General features: G+C 33.8%; 11 protein-coding genes and 1 riboswitch. Of the genes, 4 read left to right on the forward strand and 7 right to left on the reverse strand.

Going from position 1 to position 12834, the window contains the following annotated elements; genetic code table 11:
- Positions 1 to 6: 6 nt before the first annotated feature.
- The 5 genes from rmuC to MTX13_RS09860 form a co-directional block, all read right to left on the reverse strand.
- The gene (rmuC, locus tag MTX13_RS09840) at positions 7 to 1332 is read right to left on the reverse strand and encodes a DNA recombination protein RmuC (RefSeq protein WP_250434475.1); all 1326 of its coding nucleotides are present in this window, start codon (positions 1330 to 1332) and stop codon (positions 7 to 9) included.
- A 76-nt stretch (positions 1333 to 1408) separates the two neighbouring features.
- Positions 1409 to 3130, reverse strand: a complete 1722-nt coding sequence (locus MTX13_RS09845) for a tetratricopeptide repeat protein (RefSeq protein ID WP_250434476.1) — start codon at positions 3128 to 3130, stop codon at positions 1409 to 1411.
- A 109-nt stretch (positions 3131 to 3239) separates the two neighbouring features.
- Positions 3240 to 4034: an ABC transporter ATP-binding protein gene (locus MTX13_RS09850; RefSeq protein ID WP_250434477.1), complete on the reverse strand. Its 795-nt coding sequence runs from the start codon at positions 4032 to 4034 to the stop codon at positions 3240 to 3242.
- On the reverse strand, positions 4034 to 5050 hold the full coding sequence (locus tag MTX13_RS09855; RefSeq protein ID WP_250434479.1) for a FecCD family ABC transporter permease: 1017 nt from the start codon (positions 5048 to 5050) through the stop codon (positions 4034 to 4036). Before MTX13_RS09855 ends, MTX13_RS09850 begins: the two co-directional genes overlap by 1 nt.
- A complete protein-coding gene (locus MTX13_RS09860) occupies positions 5051 to 6229 on the reverse strand; it encodes an ABC transporter substrate-binding protein (RefSeq protein WP_250434481.1) in 1179 nt (392 codons plus the stop codon).
- 171 nt (positions 6230 to 6400) lie between these two features.
- Positions 6401 to 6605, forward strand: a riboswitch (cobalamin riboswitch).
- Between the two features lie 32 nt (positions 6606 to 6637).
- Between MTX13_RS09860 and MTX13_RS09865 the strand changes: the two genes are divergently transcribed.
- Together MTX13_RS09865 and MTX13_RS09870 are read left to right on the forward strand one after the other, a co-directional pair.
- Positions 6638 to 8470, forward strand: coding sequence for a TonB-dependent receptor plug domain-containing protein (locus tag MTX13_RS09865; protein WP_250434482.1), 1833 nt, complete (start codon positions 6638 to 6640; stop codon positions 8468 to 8470).
- A gap of 3 nt (positions 8471 to 8473) precedes the next feature.
- On the forward strand, positions 8474 to 9532 hold the full coding sequence (locus MTX13_RS09870) for a YncE family protein (protein WP_250434484.1): 1059 nt from the start codon (positions 8474 to 8476) through the stop codon (positions 9530 to 9532).
- Between the two features lie 50 nt (positions 9533 to 9582).
- Here MTX13_RS09870 and MTX13_RS09875 read toward each other — a convergent pair whose 3' ends face one another.
- Both MTX13_RS09875 and MTX13_RS09880 read right to left on the reverse strand, forming a co-directional pair.
- The gene (locus tag MTX13_RS09875; protein WP_250434486.1) at positions 9583 to 10278 is read right to left on the reverse strand and encodes a Dph6-related ATP pyrophosphatase; all 696 of its coding nucleotides are present in this window, start codon (positions 10276 to 10278) and stop codon (positions 9583 to 9585) included.
- Positions 10279 to 10319: 41 nt separating this feature from the next.
- Complete coding sequence (locus tag MTX13_RS09880) at positions 10320 to 11735, reverse strand: S41 family peptidase (protein ID WP_250434488.1); 1416 nt, start codon at positions 11733 to 11735, stop codon at positions 10320 to 10322.
- A 134-nt stretch (positions 11736 to 11869) separates the two neighbouring features.
- Between MTX13_RS09880 and MTX13_RS09885 the strand changes: the two genes are divergently transcribed.
- Positions 11870 to 12379: an RNA polymerase sigma factor gene (locus MTX13_RS09885; RefSeq protein WP_250434555.1), complete on the forward strand. Its 510-nt coding sequence runs from the start codon at positions 11870 to 11872 to the stop codon at positions 12377 to 12379.
- Positions 12366 to 12830, forward strand: coding sequence for a hypothetical protein (locus MTX13_RS09890; RefSeq protein WP_250434489.1), 465 nt, complete (start codon positions 12366 to 12368; stop codon positions 12828 to 12830). Before MTX13_RS09885 ends, MTX13_RS09890 begins: the two co-directional genes overlap by 14 nt.
- Positions 12831 to 12834 lie beyond the last annotated feature (4 nt).

Here is a 12834-nt window from a genome sequence, read left to right on the forward strand (position 1 = left end):
ATATTATTACTCTTCGTCATCATGTTCAGCACGTTTTAAAATAGGTTCGGGCAAAGATTTCTTGGCTTTGGCTCCCATTTTTTTCAATTTCTCAACACGCCCTATTAAATTACCTTTACCTTCAACCAATTTATTCATGGCTGAAGAATAATCGGCCTTTGCAGCATCAATTTTCTTTCCTACACCTGTTAAATCACTTACAAGTCCTTCAAACTTATCGTATAAAGCACCAGCTTGCTTGGCAATTTCAAGCGCATTACGTTGTTGTTTTTCATTACTCCACATGGTGTCAACCGTTCGTAATGTGGCCAAAAGAGTAGAAGGTGTTACAATAACAATGTTTTTTTCAAAGGCTTTGTTGTAAAGGGTGTTGTCTTCATTTAAGGCTACAGCGAAAGCAGGTTCGATAGGAATGAACATAAGTACGAAATCTGGAGATTCCATATCATACAAATCCTCATATTTTTTTTCTGATAATTGTGAAACATGTTTATTTATGGAGTTGACATGAGCTTTAAGAAACACTGCTTTTTCATCATCATCAGCATTGGCGTAGCGTTCATAATCTGTTAAAGACACTTTACTATCAATAATCATACGTTTGTTATCTGGAAGGTGCAAAACGACGTCGGGTAAAACACGAGTACCATCTTCACGATTAAAACTCTGTTGCACAAAATACTCGCGATCTTTTTCTAAACCTGATTTTTCCAAGACACGCTCTAAGACCAACTCGCCCCAATTTCCTTGCATTTTACTATCACCTTTTAAGGCTTTAGTTAAATTATTGGCCTCTTTTGTCATTTGCTGATTCAAATCTTTTAATCCCAATAGTTGCTCCTTTAAAGCGGAATGCATGCTAATGCTCTCTTTTTGGGATTTTTCAACTTTATCTTCAAAGGTCTTTATCTTTTCTTGAAGTGGATTAAGTATTTGCTTAATGTTTTCTTTATTCTGAAGCGTAAACTTTTCACTTTTCTCATCTAATATTTTACTGGCCATTAATTCAAAGTCCTTACGTAACTGTTCTTGTTGTTTGGCAAGTTCTTCATCACGTTTTAGATTAAGCTGTTGTAAGTTTTCAAATTCGGTATTTCGTCGTGTTAGTTCAGAATTCAAAAAATCCTTTTGTTTTCTAATTGTTTCCCGTTCTGTTTCAACTTTGGTTAGGTTTTCTTTTAAATCGTTAATAGTATTAGATAACTGGTTTTGTCGCTCTTCTAGAGTGCTTTTATCTCCTTTACTTTTTAGTTTAGAAATGGTTATGCCAATATAGGCTCCTAAACCAGCTGAAAAAAGAATGGAAAGGATAAGAATTATACTATCGTTCATTTAAAATTGAAGTTTACCCAAAGATAAATTTTTAGCTTGAGGATAAAAAGAAAAGCCTTTAGATAAATACAATTAATTATAGCACAGATGTTACAATTTCAATATCAGCATATTGCCAAGCCGTATTGAATTCTTGCATAATGGCTGCGGCTTCATCTTGTTTACCTTGCGCAACTAGACTTTCATGTAATCCCATTAAAGACCAACCGTTTTGTCTTAAATCTGATAGGTCTTCGAGATAAACTGCTTCAGCTTGTTGAAATTTACCTGCTTTCAATAAAACGGCACCTAAATTTTGTCTTGGAGGAATATGCCAAGCTGAAGGTTCATTATAGATGAGATTGTCTTCCATTTCTACGGCTTTTTCCAGGTGTTCTATAGCTAAATTTAAATCCCCCTCAAGAGCAGCAATTTCACCTGCAACAACTTCATAAGCCAGTTTTGCAATGGTAGTTCCTGTGTCAAAACCACTAGCTAAAATGTTCTCCATTTCTGGGTCATTAATTAACGCTTCAATAGCGTCAAGTTCTTCTTTAGCTTCCTTGCTATTATTCTTTCTAGTAAAAGCTATACCTCTTGAATAATGCCATATAAGCTTTAAATGTTTAATGCTGTCATTGGGTTTTGGAAAGGTCAAAATATCATTCCACTTTCCAAATCGTGTATAAGCAAGGAGTGGAGTGGCCGCAAAGTTTTGAAGAAAATGTAATTCTTCCATTTCACCAACAGGAACTTTTTCAGCTGTTTTCTTGGCAGCATCAATGGCAGTCTCGCTATCGCCCAATAAACTAGCTGCAGACCATAAAAAATGAATGTTATGTGGGTAATACCCTAGAGGATACATGCCTTGGGAATAACACTGCGAAATATAGTCCTCGTCAGCAAGTATAGCTTTTTGATTAGCCGAAACAGCATCTTTGTAGCGGCCAACTCTTATATATATGTGCGATGGCATATGAACCAAATGACCGGCAGCAGGCATTAGTGTACCTAATTTTTCTGCACTAGGAACTGCTAAATCCGGTTTCGGAAGTTCTACCATATGAATATAGTAATGATGAGCACCTGGGCTGTCTGGATTAATACTAATGGCTTTTTCTAAAGCTAATTTGGCTTCAGGGATATTAGGAGATGGATTGCCTTCGTTATCCCAATAATTCCAGGGAACGGTATTCATTACAGAGGCTGCGTAAAGGGTTAAAATATCTGAATCTTCAGAATAGTCCTTTGCCACTTTTTCCATGGCTTCCATATATGATAAATTTAATTCAGAAACATCATTTTCTAAATCTGTTGAATACCTAAAAGATAAGGCATGAATCAAAGCCTGCTCTCGTGCAGAAGCGTTGGGAGCTAGTTTAATTGCTTTGGCAATAGCCTCATTGTATTTTGTTTTTCGTTCATCATCTGGAAATGGATCATTAATGTTTGGGCCTAACGTATAGGCCTGACCCCAAAAAGCGATGGCTAAATTAGGGTCAATCCTCGAAGCTTCCATAAATGAACGGTGTGCTTCAGCATGATTAAACGCGTATGTTAAACGCAGCCCTTGATTAAAAAACTGTTGGGCCATATTGTCGTTGGTGCTAACTTTAAAGCTATGACTGCCCAAATTATCAAATAAAGGGGCTATTTGTTTTGTAGTATCAATATCAGTAAGTAAGAACTCCGCAGGAGTACATTTAATAAAGTTCATGCCTACTTTATCTGGATAATCCGTTTGACTTTGGTAATTAATAAAAAAGAGACTACAAACTATAACTAAAAAGAGAACTATTGGTAAGGACTTGTTTTTCATGACGTTTGAATTAATGGTTAAAAGAGCAGGATATTAATTCAATAAAAAGTAGTTTAAAGGACTGAAAACGAATAAGGTAAAGATAGTGAATTGTAGTTAGTAATAAAAATTATTTGTTTACACGAAAACTCCCTGTTTTTTCATCAAAAGCAATAAGATCCTTTGGGAACAACTCATTGAATATTCCTCTTTGAATAAGATTACAAGGCATGTCTGAAACCACACTGCCATTTGTCATGACAATCATTTTATCGCACAATTGAATAGCTAAATCTATTTCATGTGATGAGAATAAAATAGTCTTGCCGGTTTCTTTAACTAGTTTTTGTAACAATTTTAATATGTAAGCTTTATGATACATGTCTAGATGTGTTGTAGGTTCATCTAGAATAATCACATTGGTATCTTGTGCTAGAGCACGTGCAATCATAACTTTTTGAAGTTGACCATCGCTTAACTCAAAACATTTTCTATGCTTTAGTTCAATAATATTTGTTTGCTTCAGTGAGTTCTCAATAATATCAGTATCGTATTTTGATAAATTACCAATCCAATTGGTATAGGGCTGTCTACCTAATGCTACCAACTCAAATACGGTTAAGTTTTTCGATACAATTTGTTCGGTTAATACCAAACTTAAATTCTTGGCTAGTTCGAGTGGTTGGATTTCAGAAAGGTCCTTATCATTTAAAACAATTTTTCCTTCTAAAGTGTCATGCACTTGGGTTAAGGTTCGCAGCAATGTGGACTTACCAATGCCGTTAGCACCAACCAAACCAACCAATTCCCCTGCTTGTAAATCAATGTTAATATCAGATGCAACTACCGTTTTCGAGTTTTTAGATTTATAACCAATGGTTAAATCTTGAGTTTTTAGAATGCTATGTTGGCTATTGTTGTTCATTAAAACATCATTTTGCGTTTACGCACCAATAACCATATAACTACTGGCGCACCAATTAATGAGGTAATGGCATTTATAGGTAAAGTATAATCGCTTGTAGGTAGTTGGGCTATACTATCGCAAATAAGCATAACGATGGCACCAAGCAATACAATGGCGGGTAATAAAATTTTGTGGTTTGATGTGATAAATATTTGCCGTACAATATGTGGTATAGCCAAACCAATAAATGCAATTGGCCCAGCAAAAGCAGTGATGGTTCCTGCCAACAGGCTGGTGGCAATTATGATAACGAGCCTACTTTTATTGATGTTCAAGCCTAAACTTTTGGCGTAGTTTTCTCCCAATAATAATGTGTTTAGTGCTTTTATGGAAACGATGCCCATAAGCAATCCTAAAAGGTATATACAAAAGAAAACAAACAATTCGCTCCATGATAAGTTTCCAAGGCTACCAAAGCCCCAAAAAATATACTGTTGCAGTTGTTCAGCTGAACTAAAGTAGGAGAGTACGCTAACAACAGCTGCAGTAATACTGCCAAACATTAATCCGATGATTAAAATGGCCATGGTGTCTCGTACTTTAGTTGAAACAGCCAAAACAGATAATAGCACTAAAAAACTACCTAAACTTGCAGCAATAACCACACTCCATTTAGAAATTAATAATGTTGAAAAAGCACCTCCAAAAACACCAACACCTAATATAACAATGGCAACCCCTAAACTGGCTCCAGAGCTAATACCCAAAACAAATGGCCCAGCTAGTGGGTTCCTAAAAAGCGTTTGCATGAGCAAGCCCGATACACCTAAACCTGAACCAACAAGTATAGCGGTTATAGCCTTTGGTAATCTATAGTTTTGAATAATATAGTTGTCTGAAAAACCAAAAAGGCTATTAATTATTTCGCTAGTTGAAATGGATACAGAGCCTAAGCTTATATTAATAAAAAAACAAGCTACCAATAATATAATTAGAATTAAAAACGATACTCTATATGTTTTAATTTCTGACACTTACCTTAAAGCTTTAAAGAAATGGGTTTCGTAGTTAGTGAGTAAGTTAGGGTGACAAATTTTTATTAAATCTTTTAATATTAAATCTGGTCTTGCAATCCCTAATTCATAATAGGTCACACCACCTGTTGCACCTGTGGTATTACTAAACGAGTAAATAGCTTTATTTTTAAAAGCATCAAATTTGGTATAATGTTCACTTGCTTTTTCAAGACTTTCATAAGATGTATAATAAGAAGGGCTTAACCAAATATCTGCATCTTTAGCCTTGTTGTATACGCTCTCAAAACTTAAGGCTAAACTCCCATTTCCAGTACTATTTTGCCATAAATAATTTACGTTGGCATCTTTTAATAATTGTGCTTCTGGACTTGTACTACTTGGTAAGTACCAAATATCTTTATGCATTGCACCACATAAAACTGTAGGTTGTTTTGTAACGTTAGCTGCCAGTAATTTAGCTTCATTGTAATTGTTTTCAATAATTTTAAAAACAGAATCGGCTTTTTTCTCCTTATTGAACAAAACACCAAAGAATTTAATCCATTCGGCTTTTGCCAAAGGTGATTTTTCAACCCAATCACCATTGTATATAACCGGAATTCCAGATTTCTTAATGGTTTCAAAAGTTTTATTATTCCCGTCAATACCAAAACCAACTACAACTTCTGGTTGAAGTTTCAATAATACTTCAGTATTTATACCTTCATTTTTACCCAACTCCCGTATGTGTCCATTATCAATTAAAGACCTGGTTTTTTCAGATGACACATAATCTGTTCCTGGAAAGCCAACAAGTGTTTGCTCAACTTCTAAAAGTTCTAAAGCTGGAATATGTGTTGTAGATGTCACAACAATACTTTTAATAGGTATAGTTATAATACCATCATAATCATCTTTATTATAAGTGCTTGTCATGGCTTGTTTTTTGGTAAGCAGCAGATAGCTATAGGTCTTTTCAGAATTTGGCCAAGGCGAATTAATCTCTAATAATATATTGTTAGTTGTTTTAGTGATTTTAAACCCTTCAGCATAAGAGTTCTTTAGAGATTCCTTTTGTATTGCCGGCAATGCAATTTCCGATTTACGGTTTTTTTTACAGCTCGAACAAAGCACCATTACCAATACCATTAATAATGTATTTTTTTTGAGTAACATTTGTAACTGCAATAACTTCATTTAAAGATTAAATTTGAGAAAATTTTCTATTATGCGCGACGGTTCAAATTTAACAATATATATAGTAGGAGGAATTATATTACTTCATTTTTTGGTTGGGTTTATTTATTTAATCATAAAAATGAATAAGAAAAAGTAAAATTTTTATAGTTTCCTTTTATAAAAGCACCTATTTTTGCAGCGAATTTTGGTTCCATGTAATTTATTACATGGATTAAAAGGGAATCTGGTGAGAATATAAAACTTCAATTCCAGAACTGTTCCCGCAACTGTAAGCTATAAGCTTTATGTTAAACTTCATGTCACTGGAAACTATTTCTGGGAAGACCAACATAAAGACGCAAGTCAGGAGACCTGCCAATTTTCATAATTAAACAGTAAAGCTTTCGGGAAAAAGGCTTTTAGGTTATGAAGCAATTTGCATTTTATATTTTAGTGCTTTTTAATACTGTGGTTTGGTCACAGGAAAGATTAGATTCTTTACAGCTTCTGGATGAAGTTGTTTTAAAGGCGGATATTTATTTAAAAACTTTTTCCAATACGCAATCTGTTAGTGTGCTTAAGGATAGTGTTATGACCAGAAGTGCATCGTCTCTAACTAATTTGCTTAATTACAATTCAGGGATTTATTTTAAAGAAAACGGATTGGGAATGGTGTCGTCACCATCCTTTCGAGGGACTACTGCTCAACAAACTGCCGTTATATGGAATGGCATCAATATTAATTCTCAATTTAATGGGCAAACCGATTTCAATACGATTAATATTCGAAATTTTGATGACGTAAGTGTGCGCAGTGGTGGTGGCAGTGTACTTTATGGCAGTGGTGCTATTGGTGGTTCCATTCATTTAAATAATGAGTTAGAATTTAATTCGGGTTTTGAAAATACCATTTATGCTAACTATGGTAGTTTTAACACATGGGATGTGGGATATACATCTCGTTTTTCAACTAATAAATTTAGTGTGGATATTGCTTTGAGTAGAACACAATCTGATAACGATTATGATTATGTTGATAGTGACAAAAAGAATTTAAATGGATCATTTTATAATCAAAGTCTGGCAGCCAATTTTGGATATAAAATCAATTCAAAAAATATACTAAAACTATATAGTTACGTATTTGATGGTGAACGCAATTTTTCATTAATATTTTCAACCGAAACACCTGCAAAGTATCAGGATCTAAACTCGAGAACTATGTTAGAGTGGTTAGGAAATTACGGTAGATTTACATCAACTTTAAAAGTAGCTTACTTAACTGAACAGTATAAGTATTTTCCCAATATAGACAAGGATATTCATACGTTTGGTGAAGCAAAAACATTAATAGGCAAGTACAATTTAGATTATAAACTTTTTAAAAACGCTTCGCTACAAAGTGTTATTGATGTGACACACACCATAGGTGAAGGCTCAAGTATTGGAAAAACCAATAGAACTATAACAGGGTTTAGTTTGTTGTTTAAACAACAATTAAAAAACTTCTTATATGAAGCTACTTTAAGACAAGAGATTACTAATAATTATGATAGTCCGTTGTTGTATAGTTTAGGTATTAAATATAAACTAAACAAACATTATTCAATATTAGTAAATGGTTCTAAAAACTTCAGAATACCTACCTACAATGATTTGTATTGGGAAGGCAGCGGAAACACCAATTTAATACCAGAAACGTCTTATCAGGTGGAATTAGGTCAAGTGCTGTCGTTTAATAATTTCAGTTTAAAAGCAACCGGTTTTTATAACGATATTACAGATATGATTCGTTGGTTGCCAACAGGAAGTTTATGGCAACCTATAAATACAGACCATGTGGTAACATACGGATTGGAATCACAGCTTGACATTAATGTTAGTTTGCAGTCTCATAAATTATCATTTGGAGGCAATTACACCTATACAGTATCTGAAAATCAAGATACCAACAAACAACTTATTTATGTACCCAAACATAAAGGTTCTGCAATGTTTAATTACCAATATAAACGTGCTTCACTTTACTATCAAGTGTTATTTGTAGGTGACGTTTTTACATTGTCAGATAATAATCCCAAATATATGCTTGATGCATACACAGTTTCTAATGTTGGTTTTGAGTATGCCTTAGGAAAAGAACAACAGTATGTTTTGGGAGCCCAAGCCAAGAATGTTTTTAACGAAGACTACCAAAGCGTAGCCAATAGGTTTATGCCAGGTATTCATTATAATTTTTATTTAAACTTTAATTTTTAAACTATGAAAAACCTATTTAAATTTTTAACCTTTAGCTTGTTATTGGCTTTAATAACGACCTCTTGTAGCAGTGATGATGATTCTGTTAATCCACCAGTGTCATTGGGAGATTATCAAAACGGTATTATTGTAAGTGCCGAAGGAGGTCCTGCATCAATATCATATATTTCTAACGACTTTTCAGTTACTGAGAATAACGTTTATGAAAATGTAAATGGTGAAGCTCCTGGTGTATATTTACAATCAGTAGGTTTCAATGGAAATTTGGGCTATATTATTTCCGATAATGTGAATACCATTAATATTGTTAATCGTTACACTTTTGAGAAAGAAGATGCCATAACAACGGGTTTGCAAACCCCAAGATATATCGGTTTTGCAAATGGTAAAGGTTATGTAAGTAATTGGGGCGATGGTGTTGATGATAGTGATGATTTTATTGCAGTGGTAGACTTATCAACAAACTCTGTAGAAACCACAATCCCAATAGGAGAAGGGCCAGAACGTGTTTTAGTTCATAATGGAAATGTTTATGTGTCTCATAAAGGCGGTTGGGGAAATAATAATATCATTTCTGTTATTGATGTTTCAACCAATGCCGTTGCGACAATAACCGTCGGTGATGTTCCAGATGAGTTATTCATTAATAACGCTGGAGAACTTGTTGTTTTAAGTGAAGGTAAGGCAGCCTGGACTGGAGATGAAACAGTTGCTTCAATTTCAAAAATTGATTTATCTACAAATACAGTTTCAGAATCCTTAACTTTTGCGAATGGTGCACACCCAAGTCAAATGGCTTTCGATAACGGAACTATTTATTACGTGTTAAACAACGAAGTTTATGAAATGCCTGAAACAGTGAATGATTTACCAACTTCCTCAATAATAAATTTAGGTTCGATTAATACTTATGGTTTGGCTGTAAATAATGGTAATGTCTATGTTACGGATGCTAAAGACTTTGCATCACAGGGGGATTTGTTGATTTACGATATCAATACTGGTGAATTAACGAATACTTTTGAGGTAGGTATAAATGCTTCAAAAGTATATTTTAATTAAATGTATTTTTAAAAAAATAATTGAAAAGCTGCTCAATTTTGAGCGGCTTTTTATTTTGGAATTAAATCACAAAACCAAAAACCAGATGTTTCTGAAGAAGTATTGGGTTTAGCGTATTCTCGATAAGTCTTTTTTCCAATTTTAAAAGCTATAGGATTGCTAAATATAGGTCCATCATAGCAAAAGGTGTGAAATTCTCCATTCTCTCCACAAGGATCTACAGTTTTAGGAAGAGAATCAATAAGTGATTGCGTTAAGGTTTTACCAACAAAATCTTCGGAAAAATAATTAGCATCTGCGCTAACAATAACAGCTTTAAATCCTAAATCAAAAAAATCTTGAATTAACTGTTTGGTGTTTTTGTTCCAAAGCGGAAAAATAGCTTCTACATGCTCTTTTGCGAGTTGTTGTTCGCGATAGGCTCTTAAGTCTTCGAGAAAAATATCACCAAATGCTGCATGCGTAAAACCACAATTGTTGAGTTTTTTTACTTCGGCCTGCATAATACAATTATAATCCTGTATACTTACCTGTTCGGGGAGCTTGATTTGATGTGCTGGAATTTTAATTGATGTTACTTGTTTTTCTAACAACGACAAAGGTAATCCGTGCATAGAAACCCTATTGTTTGAACCGTTAATGGTGGTAATTAATCGTTCTACCTTATAATGTCTGTTTTTCAACAAATAATAAAGAGCCAAAGCAGAATCTTTACCTGTACTCCAATTAAAATAAGTTTTATGCATACATTTTGGAGATTTTGCATTAAATAATGAAAGAAAACATATTACTTATACATTCCTGTATTAGGTGGATTAAATGTTTCTTTACCTCCTAAGATATTTAAGGGTTCGAAACTTTGATTTGATAGTCTTGTATTATCAGAAATATGCTGTAGTGCAACAGATAATAGTAATTCATTTTCATTACCTAAAACTCCCATATTACTATAGTTTTCAGACACTAAAATATCTGGTGTCAATCCGTTTGAGTAATCTGTATTACCTACTGAATTCAAAGATTTTAAAACCAGTGGTTGCATGGCGTATAAATGTGAAGGGTTAGCTCCAGAACGTCTAAAATTTGGTGAATCATAAAGTGTAACAGATGCTTGAAACTTTCCAGCTGTACTCGTGCCAATATGAACTACATCTATGTAGGGGTCTAAACTGTTTATAACAAGCTCACTGGCAGAAGCCGATCGTTTTGTGGCCAAAACATAAACCTTATCTAAATTTAAAATGTTTAAGGGTGTCCCGTTATCATTATTTGTAAACCTATTTGTTACTGATTCAGATGAAAGGGTGGCTTGAATATCGCTATTCCATTGTTCGGTACTAAAAACTTCTCCTGTTCGTCCTGCAATCATACTCGATAACAAGATAGCCGTATTTACAGATCCACCTGGATTATAACGTAAATCCAACACGACGTTCTGCACATTGTTAGACCGAAAATTTCCAAAAACAGCATTAAGTTGCGAATCGAAATTTTGTGTAAAACCATTATACATTAAATATCCAACCTTGGTTCCATTAATCTCAAAGATTTCAGTTTTAAAAATGGGGTTTTCAGTGTAATTCGACTTACTTAAACTAATGCTTTGCCCATTGGGTGTAATAATATCGTCGTCGGGTTCAGGCGTTCCATTGTCATCGTAAGTAGCTAAATTAATGGTGTAGTTATTTTGCCTTAATAAATCGGAATAGTTGCTTTGGTTTAAAGGCATGCCATTAACGGCATAAAAAATATGACCGCGTTGTACACCTTGACTTTCTGCGTGGGTTCCTGGCATAACATAACCTACAAAACCAAATATAGAATTTGGATTGTTTGGATACTCTACTAAACCAAAGTCCATTCCATTTGTAGCTGAATTACCTTGAAAAAATTGCTCTAGAGCAATATAATTATTGGTTATCCAACTAAACTTGTCAACTGTTTCTGGCATGTACAATAAACTGCTAAACATGTTTTCAGGTGAGTTGAAACCTGTTATAAACTCTTCATATCCTCCCGTTGAAAATCGATCATTAGCTAAATCGGGTACATTATCTTTATACAGATAGTAAGTGTTTAACCCTCTGTACACAAAATCGTTTAAATCTCTTACACTGGCAGGATTGTCGTCTAAATCTTCAAAACAACCAGTGAATAATAGGCAAAAAGTAATAGTAGCAGTGACTAATAGAAGTTTTTTCATAGCAATAAAATGGTCTTTTTCAGTTTAAAAGTACTTACTTTATACAAGAATAAAAATTTTTTGTAACAAAATTAATAGTCGGTCGTCGTAATAGTAAATAAGCCAAAAAGCTTAAAATGACCCAACCACAAATAATGACACAAACGGAGTTTTTACATATTGTAATGCCATTTAAAGATAAAGTGTTTCGTTTGGCAAAACGATTACTGGTATCTCGTGAAGAAGCAGAAGATGCTACCCAAGAAGTGTTGTTGAAACTGTGGAATAATAAAACAAAAATGAGTGAGTATAAAAACGTAGAAGCGTTTTCAATGACCATGACTAAGAATTTTTGTTTAGATAAATTAAAGTCAAAGCAAGCTCAAAACTTAAAGATTGTACATAGCAATTATCAAGACCATAATGTTTCAGTACAAAAACAAGTTGAGTTGAATGACAGTTTAGATTGGGTAGGACGTATTATTGAAGATTTACCAGAACAGCAGAAAATGGTTATTCAATTACGAGATATAGAACAGTACGATTACGACGAAATAGCAAAAATGCTTGATATGAATCCTACGGCAATACGCGTAGCATTGTCTAGAGCACGAAAAACAATAAGAGAAAAATTAACTAATACACATAGTTATGGTATTAAATAATATAGAAAAGTTACTAGAAAAGTACGAAAACGGAGAAACCACATTACAAGAAGAGCAACAGTTAAAAAGCTATTTTTCTCAAGAAACTGTAGCGCCACATTTGGAAGTGTATAAACCCATTTTCGCCTATTTTTTGGTAAATGAAAAAGAGCAGTTTACAAAAGACGTTCCATTAAAAACTAAGAGAACATTTAATTACACGTGGATTTCTGTCGCTGCTGTCGCTGTCTTATTTTTCGGCTTCTATTTTGGATCGCCTTTTTCACAAGAGCCGTCTAAAGAAGAGCAACAAATGGCTTTTAACCAATTTAAAGAAGCCATGCAAATGGTGTCGAGTAACTTAAATAAAGGTACATCAAGCATCGGTTACCTTGAAAGTATAGGGAAAGGCACTGAATCTGTGAATTATTTAGATGAGCTAAATAATCCAATTCAACGAATTTTCAAATAACAAT

Origin of the sequence: Hanstruepera flava (assembly GCF_023634025.1) — a bacterium.
GTDB lineage: Bacteria > Bacteroidota > Bacteroidia > Flavobacteriales > Flavobacteriaceae > Hanstruepera > Hanstruepera flava.